This window comes from Acidobacteriota bacterium (genome assembly GCA_009861545.1).
In the GTDB taxonomy this organism is placed as follows: domain Bacteria; phylum Acidobacteriota; class Vicinamibacteria; order Vicinamibacterales; family UBA8438; genus WTFV01.
In genome coordinates this window covers 1-22,954 of record VXME01000060.1, presented here as the reverse complement: position 1 = coordinate 22,954, position 22,954 = coordinate 1, and the positions used below count along the sequence as shown (strand labels likewise).

Annotated in this window: 21 protein-coding genes and 2 pseudogenes; all 23 read right to left on the bottom strand. The window is 69.4% G+C overall.

Going from position 1 to position 22,954, the window contains the following annotated elements; genetic code table 11:
- Window positions 1–25: 25 nt before the first annotated feature.
- Window positions 26–1,894, bottom strand: coding sequence for an amidohydrolase family protein (locus tag F4X11_09405; protein ID MYN65229.1), 1,869 nt, complete (start codon window positions 1,892–1,894; stop codon window positions 26–28).
- Entirely contained in the window at window positions 1,273–2,490 is a 1,218-nt protein-coding gene (mqnC, locus tag F4X11_09400) for a dehypoxanthine futalosine cyclase (protein MYN65228.1), read from the bottom strand. Before mqnC ends, F4X11_09405 begins: the two co-directional genes overlap by 622 nt.
- Window positions 2,487–3,287 carry a menaquinone biosynthesis protein gene (locus tag F4X11_09395; GenBank protein ID MYN65227.1) on the bottom strand — a complete coding sequence of 267 codons (801 nt, stop codon included), beginning with the start codon at window positions 3,285–3,287 and terminating at the stop codon, window positions 2,487–2,489. Before F4X11_09395 ends, mqnC begins: the two co-directional genes overlap by 4 nt.
- The gene (locus tag F4X11_09390; GenBank protein MYN65226.1) at window positions 3,284–4,180 is read right to left on the bottom strand and encodes a hypothetical protein; all 897 of its coding nucleotides are present in this window, start codon (window positions 4,178–4,180) and stop codon (window positions 3,284–3,286) included. Before F4X11_09390 ends, F4X11_09395 begins: the two co-directional genes overlap by 4 nt.
- Window positions 4,177–5,145: a Gfo/Idh/MocA family oxidoreductase gene (locus tag F4X11_09385; protein ID MYN65225.1), complete on the bottom strand. Its 969-nt coding sequence runs from the start codon at window positions 5,143–5,145 to the stop codon at window positions 4,177–4,179. The genes F4X11_09390 and F4X11_09385 overlap by 4 nt, the downstream gene beginning before the upstream one ends.
- Entirely contained in the window at window positions 5,142–5,981 is an 840-nt protein-coding gene (locus tag F4X11_09380; protein ID MYN65224.1) for an LpxI family protein, read from the bottom strand. Before F4X11_09380 ends, F4X11_09385 begins: the two co-directional genes overlap by 4 nt.
- A 20-nt stretch (window positions 5,982–6,001) precedes the next feature.
- Window positions 6,002–7,267, bottom strand: coding sequence for an acyl-ACP--UDP-N-acetylglucosamine O-acyltransferase (gene lpxA / locus F4X11_09375; GenBank protein MYN65223.1), 1,266 nt, complete (start codon window positions 7,265–7,267; stop codon window positions 6,002–6,004).
- A 103-nt stretch (window positions 7,268–7,370) separates the two neighbouring features.
- A complete protein-coding gene (locus F4X11_09370; protein MYN65222.1) occupies window positions 7,371–8,042 on the bottom strand; it encodes an OmpH family outer membrane protein in 672 nt (223 codons plus the stop codon).
- 16 nt (window positions 8,043–8,058) lie between these two features.
- Window positions 8,059–9,060 carry a BamA/TamA family outer membrane protein gene (locus F4X11_09365; GenBank protein ID MYN65221.1) on the bottom strand — a complete coding sequence of 334 codons (1,002 nt, stop codon included), beginning with the start codon at window positions 9,058–9,060 and terminating at the stop codon, window positions 8,059–8,061.
- An 87-nt stretch (window positions 9,061–9,147) separates the two neighbouring features.
- Window positions 9,148–9,402, bottom strand: a pseudogene (locus tag F4X11_09360) (outer membrane protein assembly factor BamA).
- A 399-nt stretch (window positions 9,403–9,801) separates the two neighbouring features.
- Window positions 9,802–10,839: pseudogene (locus F4X11_09355) on the bottom strand (hypothetical protein).
- Between the two features lie 146 nt (window positions 10,840–10,985).
- Window positions 10,986–13,421, bottom strand: a complete 2,436-nt coding sequence (locus F4X11_09350; protein MYN65220.1) for an ATP-dependent Clp protease ATP-binding subunit — start codon at window positions 13,419–13,421, stop codon at window positions 10,986–10,988.
- 94 nt (window positions 13,422–13,515) lie between these two features.
- A complete protein-coding gene (locus tag F4X11_09345) occupies window positions 13,516–14,190 on the bottom strand; it encodes an ABC transporter ATP-binding protein (GenBank protein ID MYN65219.1) in 675 nt (224 codons plus the stop codon).
- Window positions 14,191–14,216: 26 nt separating this feature from the next.
- Window positions 14,217–15,452: an FtsX-like permease family protein gene (locus tag F4X11_09340; GenBank protein MYN65218.1), complete on the bottom strand. Its 1,236-nt coding sequence runs from the start codon at window positions 15,450–15,452 to the stop codon at window positions 14,217–14,219.
- A 23-nt stretch (window positions 15,453–15,475) separates the two neighbouring features.
- Window positions 15,476–17,158 carry a lysine--tRNA ligase gene (gene lysS / locus F4X11_09335; GenBank protein ID MYN65217.1) on the bottom strand — a complete coding sequence of 561 codons (1,683 nt, stop codon included), beginning with the start codon at window positions 17,156–17,158 and terminating at the stop codon, window positions 15,476–15,478.
- Between the two features lie 392 nt (window positions 17,159–17,550).
- Window positions 17,551–18,729: a transcription antitermination factor NusB gene (nusB, locus tag F4X11_09330; GenBank protein MYN65216.1), complete on the bottom strand. Its 1,179-nt coding sequence runs from the start codon at window positions 18,727–18,729 to the stop codon at window positions 17,551–17,553.
- Between the two features lie 65 nt (window positions 18,730–18,794).
- Window positions 18,795–19,307 (bottom strand): 6,7-dimethyl-8-ribityllumazine synthase, encoded by a 513-nt coding sequence (locus tag F4X11_09325; GenBank protein ID MYN65215.1) that lies wholly within the window; start codon window positions 19,305–19,307, stop codon window positions 18,795–18,797.
- Window positions 19,304–20,086 carry an enoyl-CoA hydratase gene (locus tag F4X11_09320; protein ID MYN65214.1) on the bottom strand — a complete coding sequence of 261 codons (783 nt, stop codon included), beginning with the start codon at window positions 20,084–20,086 and terminating at the stop codon, window positions 19,304–19,306. The genes F4X11_09325 and F4X11_09320 overlap by 4 nt, the downstream gene beginning before the upstream one ends.
- Window positions 20,076–20,423 carry a VanZ family protein gene (locus F4X11_09315; protein ID MYN65213.1) on the bottom strand — a complete coding sequence of 116 codons (348 nt, stop codon included), beginning with the start codon at window positions 20,421–20,423 and terminating at the stop codon, window positions 20,076–20,078. The genes F4X11_09320 and F4X11_09315 overlap by 11 nt, the downstream gene beginning before the upstream one ends.
- Before the next feature lie 254 nt (window positions 20,424–20,677).
- Window positions 20,678–21,067 carry a hypothetical protein gene (locus F4X11_09310; protein MYN65212.1) on the bottom strand — a complete coding sequence of 130 codons (390 nt, stop codon included), beginning with the start codon at window positions 21,065–21,067 and terminating at the stop codon, window positions 20,678–20,680.
- Window positions 21,068–21,072: 5 nt separating this feature from the next.
- A complete protein-coding gene (locus F4X11_09305) occupies window positions 21,073–21,588 on the bottom strand; it encodes a DUF2085 domain-containing protein (protein ID MYN65211.1) in 516 nt (171 codons plus the stop codon).
- Entirely contained in the window at window positions 21,572–22,492 is a 921-nt protein-coding gene (locus F4X11_09300; GenBank protein MYN65210.1) for a sugar kinase, read from the bottom strand. Before F4X11_09300 ends, F4X11_09305 begins: the two co-directional genes overlap by 17 nt.
- Window positions 22,489–22,954, bottom strand: a 466-nt coding sequence (locus tag F4X11_09295; GenBank protein MYN65209.1) for an S-methyl-5'-thioadenosine phosphorylase, incomplete at its 5' end; no start/stop codon positions are given. The genes F4X11_09295 and F4X11_09300, both read right to left, overlap by 4 nt.

Sequence of the window (22,954 nt, the reverse complement as noted above, 5' to 3'; positions counted from 1 at the left end):
CGGGAATCGCGCGACGGCGGTCGATTCAGGAGCCGGCCGGCGCGCCGCGGCCCGCGTCCCCCCCATCGAGCCAGGCGATCTGCTCCGGCTCGATCCCCGTCAACAGATATTCTTCCACATCCCGTACGGTCGCCGGCGTCTCGACGGCGATCAGCGCCGCGCGGCGGGACGCCTCGATGGCTCCGTGCGTCCTCCCCCGGCCGAGCGCGGCGGCCCCGTCGAGGGTGCCGCTGCGCAGGATGCGCCGGGCCGGGACCTCCGGCGCGAGACGGCGGACCTCGGCCAGCTCGGCGAACGTGTTCAGATCGGGCGCGCTGGCGAGGCTGTCCGTGCCCACCGCCACCGACGCCCCGGCCGCGTAGAACGCCCGCACGGGCGGGACGCCGGCGCCGGTCCAGGCGTTGCTCCGCGGGCAGGTCACGATGGTGGCGCCGGACCGGGCCACGCGGCGAATCTCGTCCGGCTGCAGTTGCACCCCGTGAACCAGCAACGAGTCATCCCGAAGCCAGCCCAGCGCGTCCAGGTAGGCCACCGGCCCGGACCCCGGCGGCCGCCATTCCGGATCCCACCGGCCGCGGGCGTCCAGAATCTCCCGCCAGGCCCCGGTCCCCGCGCGCAGGAACTCGCACTCTTCGCGCGACTCGGCCAGGTGCACCGAACGCGGCCCGGCAACGGCGGCCAGCGCCCGGAAGAGCGCGGGAGAAACCGAGTAGGGCGCATGCGCCGCGGGACGGACCCGCACCCGTTCGTCCCCGCGTTCGGACACCAGCCGGTCGAGGCGCTCCGCGGCCGCCGCGGCGGCCGCACCCGCGACGTCGAAGCCGAGCGACTCGTGGAAGACCACGGCCTCCACCGGGCCCGCCTCCAGCGCCGCCAGCGACGCCAGCGTATTGGTGACGTCGCCGACCAGCGCGGTCCCGGCCCGGCGCAGCTCGGCGACCGCCGCGACGATTGCCGCCTGCTCCGCGCCGGGTGGCTCTTCCCGCAGGTTGCGCATCAACGCCGACGCCCAGGCCGGCATCGAGCGGGCGGGCGGAACGGCGCTCCGCTGCCCGGACAGCTCGAGGTGGGTATGGGCATTGACGAGGCCGGGCAGCACGCAGACGCTTCCGAGGTCGACCTCCCGGTCCGCGGCGTCGCTGCCGGCGTCCGCCGCGGCGCCGACGGCGCGAATGACGCCCCCGTCGACGTCCACCCAGCCGTCCTCCAGCGGGGGGGACGCGATGGGCGCCAGCCAGCGGGCGCGGTAGCGGATCCGGGGCACGGGCCGGGCTACGCCACGGGCTGCCGGCGCCGCTTGCCGGCCAGACTCCGTGCGGGATAGCGATCCAGCTCGGCCGGCACGGACGCGTCGCCCGCCTCGCGCGCGGTGGCGAGCTCGGTCATGCGCGGCACCTGCCGCTCGCGAAAGATGGGGTCGCCCAGCACCCTGTACTGCATGTCGCGACGCTTCGGGACGAAGCCGGCGTCCTCGATGTTGCGGACGATCTCCACCTCGTCCATGCAGTACGCGGCACCGGCGGCGCGCACGACGTTCTCCTCGATCATCACGCTGCCCATGTCGTTGGCCCCGCAGGCGAGGCTCAACTGGCCGACCTTGCCGCCCTGCGTGACCCAGGAAGCCTGCAGGTTGTCGAAGTTGTCGAGGACGAGCCGGGCGAGCGCCAGGGTTCTCAGGTACTCGACGCCGGTGGCGCCGGCGCCCCCCAGCTCGGTGTTCGACGGCTGGAAGCTCCAGGTGATGAATGCGGTGAAGCCGCCGGTCGCATCCTGCAGCTCCCGCAGCCGCAGCAGGTGCTCGATCCGTTCGTCGAGCCGCTCGACCGTACCGTACATCATCGTCGCGGTGGTCCGCAGGCCCGCTTCGTGGGCGTGCCGCATCACGTCGATCCACTCCGCCGCGGTCGCCTTGCCGTAGCAGTTCAACCGCTTGCGTACGCGATCGACCAGGATCTCGGCCCCGCCGCCCGGAATGCTGTCGAGACCCGCCGCCACCAGCCGGTCGATGACGGTGCGCGCCGGCAGTTGCGAGAGGCGGGACAGGTGGATGACCTCCGGCGGCGAGAGCGCATGCAGCTTGAAGTCCGGATAACGCGCCTTGACCGCCCTGAACAGGTCCTCGTACCAGCGCAGGGGCAGGTCGGGATTGTGGCCGCCCTGCAGCAGGAGCTGCACGCCGCCGACCGCGACGGTCTCGTCGATCTTGGCGAAGATCTCGTCGAATCCGAGCACGTAGCCGTCGCCGGCGCCGACCTCCCGGTAGAACGCACAGAAGTTGCAGCGGGCCACGCACACGTTCGTGTAGTTGACGTTGCGATCGATGATGTAGGTGACGACTCGGTCCGGGTGCCGTGCGGCCCGCGCGGCGTCGGCCAACTGTCCGAGCCGGTGCGTCGGCAGGTCGGTATAGAGAGCGAGGGCCTCGGCGGCATCGAGACGCCCGCCGTCGAGCACGCGCTGCACGGCGCCGTCGACAAGACGTTCCGTCATGCGTCGAAGAACCGCAGGGCGCCGGCCTGCGGCACGATGCCGATGTCCGCCGCGGCGGCGTAGAACCGCTTCACGCCGGATCGGCCCTCCTCGGTCAGAGTGAACTGCACGTTCTTCCGCAGATACTCCCTCGCCGCCTCGGACTGCTCCTCATCCGCAGGCGGATGCGCGGCCACCACGTCGTCTATCGCGGCGGCGCCCGCATCGCGTGCGGCGCGCAGGGCCTGCACGTGCTCCGCTTCGACCACGTCGCTGCGACCGGCCCAGAAGGCCCAGACGAACGGCAGGCCGGTCATCGCGGCCCACTCCTCGCCCAGGTCGATCTTGTCGAGGTCGACCACCGTCTCGTGCTCCGTGAACAGCGCGATGTCGCCGATCAGCAGAGCCGCGTCGCACCGCTTGAGCATCGCCTGCAGGTCCGGATGCATCGTGACGAACTTCGGCTCGATCTCGAACCACTCCGCGCAGAGGACGCGGAGCAACGCCACCGCCGTGCGCGAGCTCGAATCGATGGCGATCGAACGGATGGCCGCCGTTGGCCGGGTCGTGAAGAGCGCCACAGACGCCACCGGACCGGTGGACGCCACCGCGATGTCGGGCACCACCCGATAGTCCGGCCGCCGCAGGTACTCGATGGCCGGCAGAAGCGCAAGGTCGACCGACCCGTCGTGAAGCAGGGCGGCGCAACGCGCCGGCACGTCGTACCGCAGCGAAAAGAGATCCGGACGCGCATCCAGCCCGTGGACGAGCGGCCTTGCATTGAGGTACTCGACGACTCCGACACGGATGGCACTCATGGCTGATGCGTGCGCAGCTTCCGGAAACGGCCGTCCCGCTCGACCGGCACCAGTCCCGCCGCGCGGATGTTCCGCGTGATTTCCTCCAGCGGCGCACGACGGAGCCCGTGCTGCGATGCGTCGCTCGGCGAGACGCCGTCGACGTCGTCCGCACCGAACGTCAGCGCCACCTGCGCCAATTGCGGTCCGTAGCGTCGCCAATCCACCTGGATCGACTCGGTATTGTCGACCAGCAGGCGCGCCAGCGCAACCTGCCGGACGTCTTCGTAGCCGGTCGAGGGCCGTTCGGACGAGGCGCGCGGAAGTGGTGCGAAGACCGACACGGAAACATCCGCGCCCCAGCCGGCTACGCGCCGGAGCGCCTCGCCGCCGGCCAGCGACGAATCCACGGTCCAACGCGCCACCGGCACGCCGCCCGCCGCCGCGCGGGCGATCCACGCCGGATCCGCGGTGCGCTCGACGCGCGCCTCGGCGACGTACGCCAGCCCCGCGGCTCGCAACGCGGCGATCAGATCGTCGAAGCGCGCAACATCGCCCTCGCACAGGTCCACGAGCTCGTCGAGCGCGAAGCCGCTCACCGGCACGTCGCCCGCCGCGCGCACGGCGGCGCAAACCGCTTCCACGACGCGGCTCGCGGCGGCAGGGCACCCGGCGAGACGCACCTCACCCGCCGGCCGGGAAACGGATTCCACGGGGATTCCCGTCGCCGGCACTTCCGCAACGCGTACGAAGGTGGCGTGGTCGCCGCGCGTAGTGCGTCGCCGTTCATCGGCCAGCGCTCCGAGTCGCAGGAGATCGCGCGTCTCCGACAGCGCGGCAATCTCCGACGCGGAGAGCGGCACGCCGGCCCGCACCTTGTCGCCGATCGCCTCGAACCGGGATGCGGCGGTCATGCGGCCCCGTGCACCGGCGACGGATCGCCGCCGGCCGTCATGGCGTCCGCGATCCGCTGGGCGACGGCAAGCGCCCGCCGGCCGTCCGCGCCGGTCACGCGCGGAGACGTCCGGCGCCGCGCGGCGCGAACGAAGTCCTCCAACTCCCGCTCGAGCGGCTCGGCGTTCCTCACCTCGACCCGTCCTCCGTCGATGCCCATCCGCTCGCCCTTGCCCTTCTTGACCTTCCAGGTCTCGACCTGCTGCTCCGCATAGTCTACCGAGACGAGCGCGTGGGGCTGAAACACGCGCAGCTTGCGGACCCGATCCCGGCTGATCCGGCTGGCCGTCAGATTCGCGATGCAACCGTTCGCGAAGCGCAGGCGGGCATTCGCGATATCGATCCGCGGGCTGAGCACGGGGACGCCGACCGCCTCGATCGAGATCGGCTCGGAACCGACGCAGGACAGCACGACGTCGAGATCGTGAATCATGACGTCGAACACGACGTCGATGTCGAGGCTGCGGGGCTGAAAGCTCGCCAGGCGGTGCACCTCGATGAAGCGCGGAGCCGAAATCAACGGCAGCGCCGCGGTGACCGCGGGGTTGTGCCGCTCGGTGTGCCCCACCGCCAGCGTGGCGCCCGAGGCGGCAGCGGCCGCGATCAGACGGTCGGCCTCGGCAATCGACGCGGCGATCGGCTTCTCTACCAGCACCGCGACGCCGGCCTCCAGCAGCGGCAGGCCGACACGGACGTGATCCCGGGTAGGCACGGCCACCACGACCCCGTCGACCGGAGGCTCGATCTCGCCCACGGTAGGCAACGCGACCGTACCCACGTCGGCGGCGACCGCCCGCGCCCGCTCCAGGTCGACATCGACCACCGCGACGAGATCGACCCCCGGGGCCGCGCCCAGAATGCGGGCGTGGTGGCGACCCAGATGACCGACGCCGACCACCGCCGCGCGGAAGGCCGGCTCCCTCATGCCGGTGGCGCCCCCGCGCCGACGACCCGACCCACCACCGACACGCCGGCGCCGTTCGCGGCCTCGAACACGCGGTCCCCGTCCAGCACCACCGTACGACGCGCATCGACCGACAGCACGGTGGCGCCGGCCGCGCGAAGCGCCTCAATCGTCGGAACGCCAATCACCGGCACGTCGAAACGCATGTCCTGGTTCGGCTTCGCGACCTTGATGACGCAGAACCCGGCTCCGGCCAACCGTCCGGCTCGGGCGATGACCTCGTCGGTGCCCTCCATCGCCTCGACCGCCACGACGGCGCGCTGCCGTACGGCAATCGTCTGGCCGATGTCGAGTCCGGCGATCGCATCCGCCATCCGGTAGCCGAATGCGAGGTCGCCGCGCTCCTCGTCGTTCGGAGCCCGCTCGGTGAGCGTGCCGGATCGCGCGAGAAGGGGGTCGAGAAACGCGGTCGAGTCGACCAGTTGAATCCCGTGCGTGCCGAGCACGTCCGCCACCGCCGAGATCAAGGCGTCGGTGTTGCGGGTCCTCAGCCGCCGGAGCACCGACAGCAGGGTGAGGTCCGGAACGATGCCCGAGAATATGCGGGTGTGCTTGACCTGCCCCGCCATCAGCGCCCGGGTGACGTTCGCGCGTTTCAGAATGTCGATGCAACGGCCGAGCTGGCCGAGCGAGACCCAGTGAAACGCGGCCGGCCGACCCGCGGCGGCCGCCGCTTCGATCGAAGGATCCGCTTCTTCCCGTATCGCGACCACCGTGACGTCGTGGCCGAGGCTGCGGGCCGCGTCGAGCGCCAGAAACGGAAACTGGCCGTTGCCTGCAATCAGGCCGATTCGCATGGACGGCTCGAGGTTGCGGGCTACTCCTCGACCACGACCGGCTCCACCCTTCTGGCCGGACGGCGCAGGTTGACGCCGCGCCTGGATGTCCGAATGAACTCGACCAGGTAGCGAACCTCGTGGCCGTCGAGATTCTCGTCCGTATCGATGCGGGCCAGCGCCCGCGTCGTGTTGAGCTTGGACTGCAGCAGATAGCGGAAGGCCCGCTTCAACTGGGTGATGGTCTGGGGCGAGGCGCCGCGGCGCTGGAGGCCGATGGTGTTGACGCCGTACAGCCGCGCCCGATTGCCCACCGTCTTCCCGTACGGCAGCGCGTCCATGGTGACCACGCTGTAGCCGCCGATGAACGCCTGCCGCCCGACGCGGCAGAACTGGTGGACGCCGGAGAAGGCACTGATCGTCGCCTCGTCTTCGACCACGACGTGGCCGCCCAGCGTGGCGCCGTTGCCGAAGATCGTCTTGTTGCCGACGATGCAGTCGTGCGCCACGTGCGCGTAGGCCATGAACACGTTGTCGTTTCCGACGAGGGTCAGCCCGCCGCCGCCGCGCGTCCCGCGATGAATGGTGACGAATTCCCGGATCACGTTCCGGTGGCCGATGACGAGGCGCGTCTCCTCGCCCTCGTACTTGAGATCCTGCGGAATGAGCCCGACGGAGGCGAAAGGAAAGATCTCGCACTCGTCGCCGAGCTCGGTATCGCCGTCCACGACGGCCGACGCGCCCACCCGGCAGCCGCGCCCCATTCTGACGCCGGCCCCGACGATGGCGTGGGGGCCGACGACCGTGTCGGGGCCGAGCACGGCGTCCTGGTGGACCTTGGCCGTCTTGTCGACGTAGGCGGACCGCTCAATGCCGACCAGCAGTTCCGCCTCCGCCACGGTCTGCCCGTCCACCGTCGCCACGCCCCGGACGACGGCCACCTCCGCGTCGCGGCTGCGGAGCGTCACATCGAGGCACAGCCGGTCCCCCGGAAACACCTGCTTGCGGAACTTCGCGTTGTTCACCCCGCGCAGCGCCGCCCGCCCCGTGGGGACGTCGCTCGACGGGCCGAGTAGAAGCAACGTCGCCACCTGCATCAGCGTCTCGATCATCATGACGCCGGGCATCAACGGGTTTCCGGGAAAATGCCCCTGGAAGTACTCCTCGTTGACGGTGACGTTCTTCACCGCGCGCACGCGGCGGCCCGGCTCGTGCTCGACGACGCTGTCGACGAGCAGGGAGGGATAGCGGTGACGGAGACGATCGAGAACGACAGGTATGTCGAGAGGCACGTGTGTCCGGCTCAAGTGAACGCGGGCGCCAGTCTACAGGGCCGCACACCCGCAGTCCACCCGGCGGACGATCCGATCGACGGCACTGGCCGGCCGGGAAACGACCTGCGGCGTGCCATCAGCGTCTGTTCAGGTCGTCTATGACCAGTTGCGTCAGGTCGAGCGCCGGGTTCGCCCAGACCAGCCCGGCCGAGTTCAGGATGAAATCGATCCCGCGCTCGCTCGCGACCGAAGCAAGTGCGGGACCCAGCCTCGAGTCCAGATCCACCTGGAGTCTCTGCTGCAGATCCGTCACCTCCGCGTCGGCATCCTGGGTGACGCGCTGCATCTCGGCCTGGGCGTCCTCCGTGTCGCGCTGAATGTCGACCTGCAGGCGGGCGATGTCGCGCGTCAGGCCCTGACGGGCCTCGAGGCTCATGACCGTCTCGCCCTGCGCCAGTCGCTGCTGCATGCTCAGCAGGCTCTGGTTCTTGGCGTCGATCTGGGTCTGCAGCGTGGCCTGCCGCGCTTCGATCTCCGCCCGCTTCGCCTCGAGCAACTGCTGCACCTGTGCGTTGGCGCTCTGTCCGGGGACCGACTCGGCGACGACGCGTTGCAGATCCACGAAGGCGTACTTGGTGCCGGCCGGGAACGGCAGCGAAGACCGGGCCTGCGCGGCCGCGGGCGCAGCGGTGACCCCGGACAGTAAAGCGGCGAGCAACGTCGTCAGGACAACAAGTCTCATCGGGTAGTCCTCGTGGGCGCGCGACCCCCAGCCGCGCGCGGCCTGGATGGTTGACAACGAATGCATGGACCCGGTTGCGTCGTCAGAACGTCGTGCCCATCGCGAAACGGAATCCGTGGCGTTCCTGCGGCTGATAGCGATCGTTGAAGATGCCTTCCACCTGCGGGTTGTAGTAGTAGATCAGCCGGAACGGCACGTTCAGCATCGGCATGAAGAAGCGCAACTCGACGCCGGTCGATGTTCGGAAGTCGTTCATGCTGAACTCCCGACCGAAGTCCTGGACCTGCCCGGCGTCGTAGAAGGTCACCAGCCGTACCGGCCCCCCGAGCACGAACTGGTACTCGAGGTTGAGCAGCAGGCTCTTGTTGCCGCCCATGACGATCAGTCCCTGGTACGAATTGTTCGGGACATCGGGATTGACGTCCGACAGCGTCGGGCCGACGCGGCGGATGTCGAATCCGCGAATCGAGTACTCGTCGCCGAGCCACAAACGCTCGAAGACCGGAATCATTTCGGGATTGCCCGCCTGCAGGTGACGGTACTGCACGCGCGCGCCGATGATCGTGCGAGCCGTATGCGGCCGGTAGACGGTGGCCTCCAGGATCGGCTTCACGAACCTCGTGTTGCCGCCGGCGCCGGCCAGCTCGAGGGCCAGCGACAGGCTCTTTCCCTGGCTCGGAAAGATCGGGTGATCGACCGTGTTGTGCTGGAGCTGCGGCGTCACCTTGCTCACCGTACGCTTGCCGTCGCTCCCGAGCAGCAGGGCGTCCGCGAAGAACGGGTTGTACGCCGCCAGGTACGACGCGTCGACGTTGCGCCCCAGGTACTCGCTGATGCTGGCCTGGGAGTTCTCCAGGCTGTAGGTCACGAACATGCGGGTGAACAGCCTCAGCGGTATGCCGAAGGTCGAGGAGCCGCCGACCGTCTTCTCCCGGAAGCTGAACCAGTCGATCTCCCGCGAGAAAATCTGCGTTCCCAGAGAGATCGGACGCCCGAAGTTGTAGGGCCGGGTGAAGGACAACTGCGAGTTGTTGGCCCACTGCCCGCGCTGCACCGAGACGCCGAACGTCTCGCCGCGTCCCATGAAGTTCGACGTCTGGAACGAGACCTGGCCGAACACGCCGTCGAACTGCGAGTAGCCGGCCCCGAAAGTCAACTGGTTCAGGTTGGTCTCGGTCAGATCGAACGTGAGGTTCACCTCGTTCTCGGCCGACTCCACCTTCTCGATGTTGACGCCCTGTTCTTCGAGCGGCTCGAAGAACCCGAGCTGATTGAGCCGCCGCACGCTGTGCTTGAGCGCTTCGGTGTTGAGCACCGCGTTCTCGGCCACCTGCAGCTCGCGGCGGATCACCTCGTCGTGCGTGGTCTGGTTGCCCGCGAACTCGATCCGGTTGATGAAGTACTGCTCGCCTTCCTGCACGCGGATGGTGACGTCGACGACGGGGTCGCCGTCGATGCGGGTCGGACGCGGCGCAGCGACGTACTCGCCGTCGCCGTTCCCGTTCCCATTGGCTTCGACGTGCGATTCACCGTTCCCGTTCCCGTTCCCGTTGCCATTCCCGTTCGCCTCGGCCGCGGCAGCGGCCTCCGCCTCGGCGACTCGCGCCGCTTCGCTCTCCTCGGTCCGGGGCTCGAGCTCGGGAGCGAGGGTCATCTCGTAGTAGCCGAGCGAGCCGTACAGCTCACGGGCGTCGTCGAAGCCCTTCCGCACGTCGCCCTCGCTGTAGTAGTCCCCCGGCTCGATATCCTCGAAGATCCGCTGAAGCCCTCTCTCGAGCAGGATCTCGTTGCCGGCGAAGTCCACATCGCCGATGCGGTACCGCTCTCCCTCGTCGACGGGAATCCGCAGCCGCAGCCCGCGGGTCTCGCCGTCCTCCGAGAGCTCCAGGTAATCGAGCTCCGGCTGGCCCACCTGCGCCGTGATGTAGCCCCGGTCGCGATAGAAGCCCTCGATGGCCACCGCGTCCTCTTCGTACTCCTCGGGCTTGTAGGTGCCGCGGCCGGTCATCCACGAGAGCCACCAGCGCTGCTTGATCTTCTTCATCTGGCCGCGCAGCCGGCGATCACTCATCGCCTCGTTGCCGATGAAGTCGATCTCGTGCACCTGGACCTTCGGCCCCTCGGTCATGTGGAACGTCAGGCGGACCAGCTTCGGCCCCCCCGGAAGCTCCTCGATGGTGTGATCGACCTCCGCGAACATGTGCCCCTGCGCCTGGTGCCCCTGCCGGATCACGGCCTTGACGCGGCGTATCGTCTCCGGGTCGATGAAGGAATCCATCCGCAGCGTGATGCCCTGCTGCTCCAGATTCTCCAGGATGTCCTCGGTCTTCAGCACCTCGGAGCCCTCGTAAGTCACGATCTTGACCCGCTCGCGCTCCTCCAGGTTGAAGATGACCCGCTTGGCCTCCACGCCGTTCGGGTACGGGTCGTCGACCACCTCGATCCACAGGTCGTTCAGGAACCCGGTGTCCCAGAGGCGCTGGAAGTCGTCCAGGATGAGCTCGGCCGTCTCGTCCGTGTAGGGCGTCCACCTCTGCTGGGACGGCAGGCTGACCTGCTTCGCGACCTCCATGTAGTAGAGGTACGTATTGAGGTCGACGCCCGGCACGCCTCCCTGGGTCGGGAACCGGAGCTCGATGTTCCGGAGCAGCGTCGGCGAATCGGGAGGCGGCAACGAGGGCCGCGGGGGCTCGGGGGTCCCGCCGAAGATGGAGGGCGCCTGCTGCTGCGGCGTCCCGAAGATGGAAGGCTGTCCCTCCGCCGGTGCAACGCCGACTGATAATGCCGCCGAGAAAGCCAGAACCGCGGCCGCGCCGCGCATGCCGACCCGCTCCGGATGTGCCGTTGGTCGATTCACCTGCATTGAAGTACACCCGTGGGGCGCCGCCCGTGCCGGCCCGTCATCCCGCCCATCGGTCACGGCTGGCAAGCGCCGCGTAACAGACGAACTACGTACGATTCTACGGCATTTTGGACGTGCGGAACCAGATTTCGGCCGGCATGAACCTGCTAAACGAGGCACCGCCCCTCCACCTCCTCGCCGGCGGCCCGGTAGGCCAGCACCCCGGCATCCAGATAGACCTCGATCTCGCCGGACTCCAGCCGCCCCCGAATCAACTCCTCCGACAGAGGGTCCTCCACGTGCCGCTGGATCGCCCGCCGCAGGGGCCGCGCCCCGTAGGAGCGGTCCTTGCAGGTCAGGTCGATGATCCAGTCGATGACGTCCGGGGCCAGGTTGATGCGCAGGTCGCGGCCGGCCAAGTTCTCGTTGAGCTGCCGGACGAGCATCCGCAGAATCTCGCGCAGATCGTCGTCGGTGAGCGCTTCGAACACGATGATCTCGTCGACCCGGTTCACGAACTCGGGATTGAACGTCCGCTTGACCTCGCCGAGCACGAGGTCCGTCACGCTGCGCTGCACTTCCTGCGCGCTCGTCGACTGGAAGCCGACCGCCGCCTTCTTCTGGATGTGGCGGGCGCCGATGTTCGACGTCATGATGACGATGGTGTTCTTGAAGTCGACGCGATTGCCCAGGCCGTCGGTGAGATGGCCGTCCTCGAACACCTGCAGCAGGATGTTGAAGAGATCGGGATGCGCCTTCTCGATCTCGTCGAGCAGGACGACCGAGTAGGGGTGGCGCTTGACCTTCTCGGTTAGCTGCCCCCCCTCGTCGTGGCCGACGTAGCCGGGCGGCGACCCGATCAGCTTCGAGACGGAGTGCTTCTCCATGTACTCCGACATGTCGAACCGCACCAGCGCGGTGTCGCTGCCGAACAGGAAGCTCGCCAGGGCCCGCGCCAGCTCCGTCTTGCCGACGCCGGTCGGTCCGAGGAAGACGAAGCTGCCGACCGGTCTGTGCGGCGACTTCAGCCCCGCGCGGGATCGCCGGATGGCGCGCGCGAGCGCCGAGATCGCCCGCTCCTGGCTGATCACCCGCCGGTGCAGCTCGTCCTCCATCCGGAGCAGCTTCGCGCTCTCGTCCTGGTTGATGGTGGTCAGGGGCACACCGGTCCACTTGGACACCACGTCGTCGATGTCCGCAGAGCCCACCTCGACGGGCTGGCCGCCCGCCTCGACGTCGAACTTCTCGCGCACCACCTGCAGGTTCTCGCGCGCGAGAACCTCCTGCTCGCGGAAGAACTGCGCCCGTTCGTAGTCCTTCTGCGCCGTCGCGCTCTCCATCTGCTCTACCGCGACGCGGATGTTCTTGTTGATCTCGCTGAATTCCTCGCTGTAGCCCGCGGCCCGGAGCTTGGCGCGCGCCCCCGCCTCGTCCACCAGGTCGATGGCCTTGTCGGGCAGGAAACGATCGGTGATGTAGCGGTTCGACTGGTAGACCGCCGCTTCCATCGCCTCCTGCGAGTACGCCACGCGGTGGTAGCGCTCGTAGCGGTCCTTGATCCGGCTGAGGATCTCCAGCGCCTCGGTCTCGGTAGGCGGCTCGACCTTCACCGCCTGGAACCGCCGCTCCAGCGAGCGGTCCTTCTCGATGTACTTCCGGTACTCGGCCGGCGTCGTCGCTCCGATGCAGCGAATCTCGCCGCGCGACAGCGCCGGCTTCAGGATGTTCGCCGCGTCGAGCGAGCCCTCCGCCGATCCCGCGCCCACCAGCGTGTGCAACTCGTCGATGAACACGATGATGTTCGGATTCTCGGTCAGCTCCTTCATGATCGCCTTGAGGCGTTCCTCGAACTGCCCGCGATACTTGGTGCCGGCCACGATCAGCGGGATGTCGAGCGCGAGCAGCCGCTTGTCGGCCAGGAAGTGCGGGATGTCGCCGAAAGCGATGCGCTGCGCCAGCCCCTCGACGATGGCCGTCTTGCCGACCCCGGGCTCGCCGATGAGCACGGCGTTGTTCTTCGTCCGGCGGCACAGCACCTGCTGCACCCGCTCGATCTCCACGGCGCGGCCCACCAGCGGGTCGAGCCGGTTCTTCATGGCCGCGTCGGACAGGTCGCGGCTGAACTCGGCCAGCAGCGGCGTCTCCTTGACGCGGGTCACCGTGGTCTTCTCGTTGAGGAGCTGCACGATGTCCTCGCGGACCGCGTTGAGCCGCATCCCCTTCTCGGAGAGGATGGTCGACGCCACGGAGCGCTCCTCGCGCAGGATGCCGAGCAGCAGATGCTCCGTCCCGATGTAGTTGTGGAGCAGCCGGTCCGCCTCCTCGGCGGCGAACTGCAGCACGCGCTTGGTCTCGGCGCTGAACGGAATCTCGACCGACGTGGACACCTTTTCGCGGAAGACGGTGCGCCCTTCGATCTCCTTGCGGATGTTCTCTAGAGACAGGCGCGAGCGGGCGAAGATGCGGCTCGTCAGTCCCTTGCCCTCGCGAATCAGGCCGAGCAGCAGGTGCTCGGTCTCGATCGAGATGCTGCCGAGCTGGCTCGCCTCGTAGCGCGCGAAGAACAAGACACGCCGCGCCCGTTCCGTGTATCGCTCGAACATGTCGACTGCTCCGACGCGTGGTGGCCAGCGTCTCGGTTGTGCATCGATTATAAGGTACCGGCGCACCGGCCACGCGGACCGCCGAGGCGCCGCGTCAAGCCGCGGAAAGCCCCCCACCGGCGAGCCGCAGCACGCGGTCGCACGCGGCGGCCAACCGCTCGTTGTGGGTGGCCACGACCGACGTCAGGCCGTGCGCGCGGTGCATGTCGAGGAGCAGGCCGTGGATCGCCGCGCCGGTCGACTCGTCCAGATCGCCGGTCGGCTCGTCGGCGAGCAGCAGCGCCGGCCGCATCACGAGGGCGCGCGCCACGGCCACCCGCTGCTGCTCCCCGCCCGACAGCATGCCGGGCCGGTGCGCGAGGCGGTCTCCGAGCCCCACCTCGCGCAGCAGCGCCTCCGCCCGCGCCCGGGACTCCGCCGGCGAACGCCGCGCGATGCGCATCGGCATCTCGACGTTCTCCAGGGCGGAGAACTCCGGCAGCAGGTGATGGAGCTGGAAGACGAACCCGACGCGCCGGTTTCTGAACGCGGTGAGGGCATCGTCGTCGAGGGCCGTCAGCTCCACGCCGGCGGCCTCGATCCGCCCTTCCCGAACGCGGTCGAGGCCGCCCAGAAGCTGCAGCAGCGTGCTCTTGCCGACCCCGGACGCCCCCATGATCGCGACCATCTCCCCGGTCTCGACGGTCAGGTCGAGATCGCGCAGCACCGGCAGCGTACGCCCGCCCATGGAATACGACTTCGACAACCCGCGCACGTCCAGGAAAGGCATGGCCAGCGGTGGTCGGGCGCGATGTCCTACTGGTACCGCAGCGCCTCCGCCGGCTCGATGGCGGCCGCGCGGCGCGAGGGATGCAGGGTCACGAAGAGGCAGACGGCGTTCGCCGCCAGCAGGACGACGCCAAAGTCGAAGGGCTCGATGATGAACGGCACGTAGGTCACCTGGTACACGTCCACCGGGAGTCGCAGGAGCTGGTAGCGATCCATGACCGTGCAGATGACGTAGCCGGCGGCGGCGCCCGCGGCGGTCCCGGCCAGACCGATGGCGGCCCCCTGCAGGACGAAGATCCGCCGTATCGTGCGGGCGCTCGCGCCCATGGTCTTGAGGATGGCGATGTCCCGGCTCTTCTCCATGACGAGCATGATCAGCGACGACACGATGTTGAGCGTCGCCACGACCACGATCAGGCCGATGGCGACAGAGATGGCCATCTTCTCCAGGAACAGCGCCTCGAAGAGGGTCGAGTTGAGTTGTGACCAGTCATCGGTCATGTAGGCGTCGCCGAGCTGCTCCGGGATGGCGTCGGCGACCTCCCGCGAGGCATAGGGGTCGTCGACGCGGAGCTGCATCATCTCGACCCGGTCCTTGCCGAACAGCCGCCGGGCGGCGTCCAGCGTCACGAAGCCGTACGCCGCGTCGTACTGGTACATCCCGAGACTGAAGACGCCGACCACCGCGAGGCGGCGGGGACGCGGCAGCACCCCCATCGGCGACAGCGTGCCGCTCGGGGTGAGGAGGGTGATCTCGTCCCCCACGAACGCGCCGAGCTCCCGCGAGACCCCCTCGCCGATCACGATGCCGCCGAGCGCCGGCCCGTCGTAGCCGGACAAATCCGCCAGGCTTCCGCTGCTCAACGACGTATCCAGCTCCGTGACCGCCGCCTCCAGCTCCGGGTCGATGCCCTTGACGTTCATGAAGACGTCGCCGCGGCGGCTGCGGGCGAGGGCCCGGCCCGGAATCGCCGGCGCGGCAGCCTCCACGCGCGGCAGCGCGGCCAGCGTGCGAGCCGCCTCCCGGTAGTCCGCGAAGCCGCCTTCCAGCACGTTCCAGACGTACACGTGGGCCTGCGAGCCGACGATGCGGTCCCGAAGCTCCTGCTGCAACCCGGTCATCAGGGCCAGCGCGACGATCAGCGCGGTGACCCCGACCGTCACGCCGAGCACTGAGATGAGCGACGTGCTCGCCATGGACGCCTGCTTGCGGCGCGCCACGAGATAGCGAAGTGAAACGTAGAGCTCGAAGGGCAGGTTCATGGGCCCCGCTCGAGGATGCCTGACTACGACCCGGCGAGCGGCCGCAGCAGCGGAAACAGGATGACGTCCCGAATGGACCGGCTGTCGGTCAGCAGCATGACCAGCCGGTCGATGCCGATGCCTTCGCCGCCGGTGGGTGGCAGGCCGTGCTCGAGGGCGCGGATGTAGTCTTCGTCCATGGCGTGCGCCTCCTCGTCGCCGGCGCCCCGCGCCCGCAACTGGGCTTCGAAACGGCGCCGCTGCTCCGCCGGGTCGTTCAGCTCGCTGAACGCGTTGGCGATCTCCATGCCGCCGATGTAGAGCTCGAACCGCTCCACCGTGTCGGGGTCGCCGGGGCATTGCTTCGACAGCGGCGAGACCTCGGTCGGGAAGTCGTGGACGAAGGTCGGCTGCACGAGCTCATCCTCGCACAGCGCCTCGAACAGCGTGAAAGCGATCTTGCCGGGACCGGCGTCGGGCGCGACGTCGACGTCGAGATCGCGGGCCAGTTCCGTCACCTTCGCCCGATCCCGGAGGTCGTCCTCGGACACGTCGCGGCCCAGCCGTTTCGAGACGGCGCCGCGCACTGCCCCGCGCAGTGAAAGCCGCGCAAACGGCCTGCGCCACGAGATGACCGCGCCGTCGTACGTGCATTCCTGTCCGTCGAGCACCTCGTCCGCCACGGCGCCGAGCAGCTCCTCGGTCAGGTCCATCAGCTTCTCGTAGTCGCTGTAGGCCTCGTAGAACTCGAGCATCGTGAACTCGGGGTTGTGCCGCGTCGAGATCCCCTCGTTGCGGAAGTTGCGGTTGATCTCGTAGACGCGCTCCATCCCGCCGACGGTGAGCCGCTTCAGGTAGAGCTCCGGCGCGACCCGCAGATAGAGTGGCAGGTCGAGCGCATTGTGATGTGTCACGAACGGCCGGGCGAGCGCGCCGCCCGGCATCGGCTGCATCATCGGCGTCTCGACCTCCAGGTAGTCGCGACGGTCGAGAAACCGGCGGATGGCCCGAATGACGCGGCTGCGGGTCTCGAAGACCGGCCGGGACGCCGGATTGACGATCAGATCGAGATAGCGCTGGCGGTAGCGGATCTCGACGTCGGTGTCGTACCACTGCTCCGGGAGCGGCTCGAAGCACTTGGCGAGGAAACTCAGGGACTTCGCCCAGACGGTCAGCTCGTCGGTCCGGGTGCGAAACATGCGGCCCTCGACGCCGACGAGGTCACCGACGTCGAGTAGCCTGAACACCTTGAAGTCGCGCGGGCTGACGGAGTCCTCCCGGAGGTAGACCTGCAGCCTCGACTTCCCGTCCGACAGCACCAGGAAGTTCGCCTTCCCGAAGCTCCTGATTGCCACGATGCGGCCGGCCGTGCTCGTCTCGGGACGCTCGTCCTCCAGTTCCGCCCCGGAGCGACCCTCGTGTACGTCAACGACCGCCGATACATTGTCTGACCGGTTGAAACGGGCGGGGTACGGCTCGACCCCCAGCGCCCGAAGCGCCTCGTGGTTCGCGTTCCTCCGGTCCCGCTCGTCCAGGCTGCCACGCTCCTTCAGCGCGTACAGAATCTCTCTGTCCTTCTTCCGTTCGATTCGTTCGATGTCCGGCTGCCCGTCAAGGAGAGCTTCCAGATAATCCCGGCGTTGTTCGGCATTCAGCTCCCGGCGCAATCTGGTTGCCTTCAGAATTCCGCTGATGGATCTCTGGCCACGCGGAAACTCCGCACTCATGCGCGCCTTCTTGAGCACCCTGCGCACCCTGGCCAGCGCTTCCTCGTCGTTGATCGGTCGCCGCGCGGCATCGTCTGTGACCGCGCCCCGGGTGGCACGCCCTTGCCGCCACTTGTCGAGGCGCTCCTTCGACGCAATACGGCTCTGCCCGCTTTTCCCCTCTCGCCGAACGACCTCGGACCCATATCGGACCAGAAGATCCTCCACCTGCTCGCGATCCAGTCCGGTCTCCTTGGCAAGACCCTTTATTGTTCTCCAGAGGTCCTTGGGATTGTCCAGAGCCGCACGCACGCCGGCCCACGCCTGGGCGTCGCCTGTCTGCGGTCCCGGCTCACCGGGCGTTCTCGTCTGTTCACCGACGCTCATGTCACGCCGCCCGCCGGCTTCTGCCATCACGTCCCCAGCGCGCTGCTCCGGTCGCGCTCCTCCGTGATCGCGCGCCGCACGGCGTCGAGCACGCCGTTGACGAAGGCGACCGCGCGCTCGCCGCTGAAGGTCTTCGCCAGCTCCAGCGCCTCGTTGATGACTACCGCCGCCGGCGTCCGTTCGAACAGCAGCTCGTACACGGCCAAACGCATGATGAGCCGGTCGACGACGGCCAGGCGCTCCGACCGCCAGTTGTCGGTGTGTCGCGCGATCAGCGCATCGATCTCCGGCAACGCGGCCACGGCGCCGCGGGCGAGGCCGACCGCGAGCTCCCGGCGGGGGGCCGGCGCCGGATGCACCGTCCAGAAGAGGTCGAGCGCGTCGTCGAGGTCGCCGGCCCCGATGCGGCCGACGTCCCACTGATACAGCAACTGCAGAGCGGTCTCGCGAGCCCTGTGGCGCTCGCGCGAGTTGTCCGTTCGGGACTCCCTGGCGCCGAACACGCCCTCCGGGGTATCGAGAGTCCGATGCAACGACTGGAGCGCCGTCTCCCGGGCCCGCCGGCGCCCGCCTGGCGCTCCGGCGACCGTCCCCTGCCCGCGGGCCCCGTGCCCGGGTGCGTTCCGCACCCCGCGGCTCTCAGGGGGCCCCTCCGCCGGGCTTCCGGACGCGCGGGCGGCGCGAGACGGCTCGCGACGCGCCGGATGGTCGGAAGGAGCTTCCGGCACGCCGCGAGCGACGCGCTTCACCAGTCGCGGCCGCTCCTCGCGCGGCGTCCCCGAGGAAGCAACCTCAGGCTGCTCGCCGGGCGCCGGGACCGGGCACCGGCCCGCATCCTCCAGCCAGAAGCGCCCCTCGGCGTCCTTGATCAGTTCACCGCCGACCAGCAACGCGCTCTCGTCGAAGGACTTGATCTTCCGCGGACTCTCCCGGGGGTCGACGGCTGTCAGAACGACGCAATAGGGCTTGACGCCTCTCTCGATCTCCTGCACGTGCGCATGCCGCTCGCGGTCACCCGGGTCGGCCGTGTCGGGGAACTCGCCGTCCGTGATCCGGACGCAGCGCCGTCCTCTCAGCGTACCGCGCTCGTCATCCCAGACGCGCAGGTAGACCTGACCGGTCGACGGCGAGATCGCCCCCCACGACCACCTGGCGTTGACAAGGGGCGCGCCGAGGCGGTCCCTGAAGAACTGGGAGATCGTCATTGCGTCGTTCTCGTCGGACCGGTGCGCCGGCATGTCCGGCGACGCCGCACGGCAGGATGCTCCAATCACGCCCCGGTCCGGCCCGACTCCGGCAGCGAGCCGAGGACGTTGGCCAACTGCACGGCGGCCAGTGCGGCTTCGCGTCCCTTGTTCGAGGGCCCGTCACCGGCGCGGGCGGCGGCCTCGTCCAGCGTGTTCGTCGTCAGCACCCCGAACGTCATCGGGACGCCGGTCGCCTGCGACGCCGCGGCGATCGCGTGCGCGACTGCGGATGCCAGATAGTCGAAGTGCGGCGTCTCCCCCCGCACGATGCAGCCGAGACAGACGACCGCGTCGAAGTTGCCGGACTCCGCGGCCCGGCGCGCGGCAAGCGGAATCTCGAAAGCGCCCGGCACCTCGATCACCGTCGCCGAGCCGGCGCCCTCGGTCCCCGCGCTGCGGGCGCCCGCAGCGCGGAGCGCCTCCAGGGCGCCATCGCACAGGCCGGCGGTAACCGCGCGATGGTACGCGGAGACGACGAGGCCGACCCGCAAGCCCGACGCGTCGGTCGCCCCCTCGATGACAGGGGTGTCTCTCATGAGCCGGTAAACCGCGGCCGGCGCTTCTCGAGAAACGCGCGCGTACCTTCGCCCCAGTCACTCGTCGCGGCGGCCAGCCCGAACAGGCTCGCTTCGTGAGTGCACCCGTCGGCGAGCGTCATCCCGAGTCCGTCGCGGACGGCCGCCAGGATGCAGCGCACGGCGACTGGGGCCTGGCCCGCGATCCGCTGCGCGAGCTCCATCGTGCTCGCCATCAGCTCGGCCCGCGGCACGACACGGTTCACGAGACCGATCCGCCAGGCCTCCTGCGCGTCGACGGGATCGCCGGTCAGGGTCATCTCCAGCGCGCGTCCGGCGCCGACCAACCGCGGCAGGCGCTGCGTGCCGCCGTAGCCGGGCAACAGGCCGAGCCCGATCTCCGGTTGGCCGAGCCTCGCCGTGTCGGCCGCGATGCGCAGCGTGCAGGCCATGGCCAGCTCGCAACCGCCGCCCAGCGCGTAGCCGTTGACGGCCGCGATCACCGGCTTGCCCATCCGCTCCAGCGCGTGGCACAACGCGTGCCCGCGCGCCGCCAGCGCCTCGGCGGTGACCGGATTCAACTCCGCCAGCTCGCGAATGTCGGCGCCGGCGATGAACGCCTTGTCCCCGGCGCCGGTCAGAATCACCACCCGCACCGCGTCGTCGGCGGTCAGCCGACTCACCGCGGCCTCCAGCTCGATGATCGTCCGGTTGTTCAGTGCGTTCAGAACCGCGGGCCGCGTGACGGTGAGCACGGCCACGGCCCCATCGCGCTCGATGGTCAGGTTCTCATCCGGCATGGCGTCTGGCTCGAACGGCAAGAACTATACTCCACGCCCACACCAGCCCGGCGCCGGCCGCCGATCCGAGTGCATCCGCCGCCACGTCCCGCAGCTCGGGTGTCCGGCCGGGCACGAACGACTGGTGGAGCTCGTCCGTCACGCCATAGGCGGCGCTCAGCGCGGCGGCCAGGAGCGCGCCGCCGACGCCGACCCGCGGCCATTCCGCGCCGGCCACGCCCCGCAGCATCGCCGCCCCGAGCGAGCCGTACGCCAGGAAGTGCGCGGTGACGTCGGACACCGAGCCGGGCAATCGCGGCGGCGAGGGTGTGCCGGACACGAACCAGATGGCGGCCATCAGACCGGCCGCCGGCCCCCAGGCCCACAACAGGCGGCGCAACCGACCCGGACCTGCGCCGCGCCGGACGGTCATAGCGGGAACGGGTACATCAGCCAGGCGAGCACCGTGGCCGCCAGCACGAAGCCGGCGAACAGCACCCCGCCGAAACGCGCCTGCTCGGCCGGCTCGTCTCGCATCAGGACGGAGAAGACCAGCGAGACGAAGCCCGCGAACAGCACCATCAGGATGAAATGGCTGGCCATCGCGCCGCCTTACTTCCTGCCCTGGGCGATGTCGAACGCGTCCAGGACGACCAGGACGTTCAGGAGACCGGAGACGATGAGAAACGTGTTGCCGTACTCGTAGGTGCCGGCCGCCGCGTCGCCGCCCCCGGCGCCGAATACGAGCGCCAGCAGGTAAGGGACTCCGATGCCGAGATCGGCCAGAGCGGCCAGCGCGACCAGGGGCTGCGACGGATCGATGGCGAACAGCTCCCCGTCGAGACCGAGCCCGATCATGAACATGAGCGGCAGCGCCACGAGGAACACGATTCCCTTGGACACACGCCCCTGCCAGAGATGTCCGGCGCCGGGCAACGCCCAGGCGGCGGCGCAGATCGCGGCGACGCGGCCCGGATCGGCCGACTGCGGACGGTTGCGCATCACCTCTAGTGTACCTTTCCGCGAATCACACCGGCCACGAACGCGCAGGCGGCCGCGCCGAGCGGAACCGCGGACGCCGCGCGCCCGAGATTGCCGGGATCGACCAGCCCCCCCGCCTCGAGCAGCACGGTCGCCGCGGTCGGCAGCGCCGCCGCGGCCAGCACGAGCCCCGCAGTCCGGCCGCGGAAGGACCGGACCGCGCAGACGCCTTGCGCGACCCTCCGGTCGCGTTGGGAGTTTCGCCGGCGCGAGAATCCTGCGGCGCAGACGCCGAGCAGCGCCCCGGCGTAGAGTCCGGCACAACGCCCGCACACCGGGAGCTGCACCCCCCAGGGATGGAAGGACCGATCCGCGCGCTGATGGCAGACGGCGCTCGCGACGAGGTAGACGGCGCTGCCCGCGACCAGCGCACCCCCCGTCGCGTCATGCCGCAGCGCGTACGGCGTCGCCGCCAGCGCCGCGCACCAGAGCACGACGCCCCCGAACAACCCCCGGAGCAGCAGCCTAGAACGTGAGCGCATCGAAGTGGGTCAGGCGCCGAAAGGACTCGAAGCGGGCCCGGATGTCCTCGTCGGTCAGGGTGAGCAGCCGGCCGAGACCGAAGTCCTCCACCGACAGCGAAGCCAGCGCATTGCCGCAGATGGCCGCCCGCGTGACCGCGTCGTCGGAAAGGTCGCCCGCCGCGGCGAGGTAGCCGATGAAACCGCCCGCGAAGGTGTCTCCGGCCCCGGTCGGATCGCAGACCTCCTCGAGCGGCAACCCCGGCGCGGCGAAGAAGTCGTCCCCCCGCGTCAACAGCACGCCATGCTCGCCGCGCTTGACGATCACGCGCCGGGGACCCATGGCGCGGATCTCGCGCGCCGCCTTCACCAGGTTCGCCTTCCCGCTCAGTTGCCGCGCCTCCTCGTCGTTGATCACCACCGCGTCCACGCGCCGCAGCACCTGGCGCAGCTCGTCCGGGGTCCCGTCGATCCAGTAGTTCATCGTATCGAGAGCGACGAACCGCGGCGCCTCGATCTGGTCGAGGACCTCCAGCTGCAGCGCCGGGTGGATGTTGGCGAGAAACACGACCGGCGTGGAACGGAAGCCCTCCGGCACGCGCGGCGAGAAGTCCTCGAACACGTTCAGGTGCGTGTAGATCGTCTCGCGCGTGTTCAGGTCGAGCTTGTACTCCCCCTTCCAGCGGAAAGTGTCGCCCGGCACGCGCTGCAGGCCTTCGAGGTCGATACGCCGGCCGCCGAAAACCTGCATGTGGCGCTCGTCGAAGTCCTCCCCCACCACCGCCACCAGACGCACGTCGCTGAAGAACGACGCGGCGATACTGAAGAAGGTCGCTGCGCCGCCGACCACGCGGGATACCGCGCCGAAGGGCGTCCGGATCGAGTCGAAGGCGACCGAACCCACCGTCAGCACCGCCTGGCTCATGACACGTACCTGCCGATGAGCGGCGCCAGCTCGGCGCGGGTCTCGGGGGGAATCGCCTCGGGCCGGGTGATGATCGCGGTCGCCAGCGCCGTCGTGCACTCGCATTCGCGATCATCGGGCAGTTGCGACACCAGTTCGGCGATCGTCTTCTGCGCAGTCACGGCGTTCGCCTGCAGCGTCTCGAGGACCATCTCGACGGTCACCTCGTCGTGCTCGGGGTGCCAGCAGTCGTAGTCGGTGACCAGCGCCAGCGTCGCGAAGCACATCTCCGCCTCCCGCGCAAGCTTCGCCTCCTGCAGGTTGGTCATGCCGATCACGTCCATGTTCCACGACCGGTACAGGCGCGACTCGGCGAGGGTGGAAAACTGCGGGCCCTCGATGCAGACGTAGACGCCTCCGCGATGCACGGTGGCGGGGGGGGGGGGGGGGGGGGGGGGGGGGGGGGGGGGGGGGGGGGGCGGG

Excerpts from the sequence above, each read along its gene's own strand:
- mqnC (MYN65228.1), bottom strand. The coding sequence starts at position 2,490 with ATGACGGAACGTCTTGTCGACGGCGCCGTGCAGCGCGTGCTCGACGGC.
- F4X11_09395 (MYN65227.1), bottom strand. The coding sequence starts at position 3,287 with ATGAGTGCCATCCGTGTCGGAGTCGTCGAGTACCTCAATGCAAGGCCG.
- F4X11_09390 (MYN65226.1), bottom strand. The coding sequence starts at position 4,180 with ATGACCGCCGCATCCCGGTTCGAGGCGATCGGCGACAAGGTGCGGGCC.
- F4X11_09385 (MYN65225.1), bottom strand. The coding sequence starts at position 5,145 with ATGAGGGAGCCGGCCTTCCGCGCGGCGGTGGTCGGCGTCGGTCATCTG.
- F4X11_09380 (MYN65224.1), bottom strand. The coding sequence starts at position 5,981 with ATGCGAATCGGCCTGATTGCAGGCAACGGCCAGTTTCCGTTTCTGGCG.
- F4X11_09370 (MYN65222.1), bottom strand. The coding sequence starts at position 8,042 with ATGCATTCGTTGTCAACCATCCAGGCCGCGCGCGGCTGGGGGTCGCGC.
- F4X11_09365 (MYN65221.1), bottom strand. The coding sequence starts at position 9,060 with ATGGGACGCGGCGAGACGTTCGGCGTCTCGGTGCAGCGCGGGCAGTGG.
- F4X11_09350 (MYN65220.1), bottom strand. The coding sequence starts at position 13,421 with ATGTTCGAGCGATACACGGAACGGGCGCGGCGTGTCTTGTTCTTCGCG.
- F4X11_09345 (MYN65219.1), bottom strand. The coding sequence starts at position 14,190 with ATGCCTTTCCTGGACGTGCGCGGGTTGTCGAAGTCGTATTCCATGGGC.
- F4X11_09340 (MYN65218.1), bottom strand. The coding sequence starts at position 15,452 with ATGAACCTGCCCTTCGAGCTCTACGTTTCACTTCGCTATCTCGTGGCG.
- lysS (MYN65217.1), bottom strand. The coding sequence starts at position 17,158 with ATGAGTGCGGAGTTTCCGCGTGGCCAGAGATCCATCAGCGGAATTCTG.
- nusB (MYN65216.1), bottom strand. The coding sequence starts at position 18,729 with ATGACGATCTCCCAGTTCTTCAGGGACCGCCTCGGCGCGCCCCTTGTC.
- F4X11_09325 (MYN65215.1), bottom strand. The coding sequence starts at position 19,307 with ATGAGAGACACCCCTGTCATCGAGGGGGCGACCGACGCGTCGGGCTTG.
- F4X11_09320 (MYN65214.1), bottom strand. The coding sequence starts at position 20,086 with ATGCCGGATGAGAACCTGACCATCGAGCGCGATGGGGCCGTGGCCGTG.
- F4X11_09315 (MYN65213.1), bottom strand. The coding sequence starts at position 20,423 with ATGGCCGCCATCTGGTTCGTGTCCGGCACACCCTCGCCGCCGCGATTG.
- F4X11_09310 (MYN65212.1), bottom strand. The coding sequence starts at position 21,067 with ATGCGCAACCGTCCGCAGTCGGCCGATCCGGGCCGCGTCGCCGCGATC.
- F4X11_09305 (MYN65211.1), bottom strand. The coding sequence starts at position 21,588 with ATGCGCTCACGTTCTAGGCTGCTGCTCCGGGGGTTGTTCGGGGGCGTC.
- F4X11_09300 (MYN65210.1), bottom strand. The coding sequence starts at position 22,492 with ATGAGCCAGGCGGTGCTGACGGTGGGTTCGGTCGCCTTCGACTCGATC.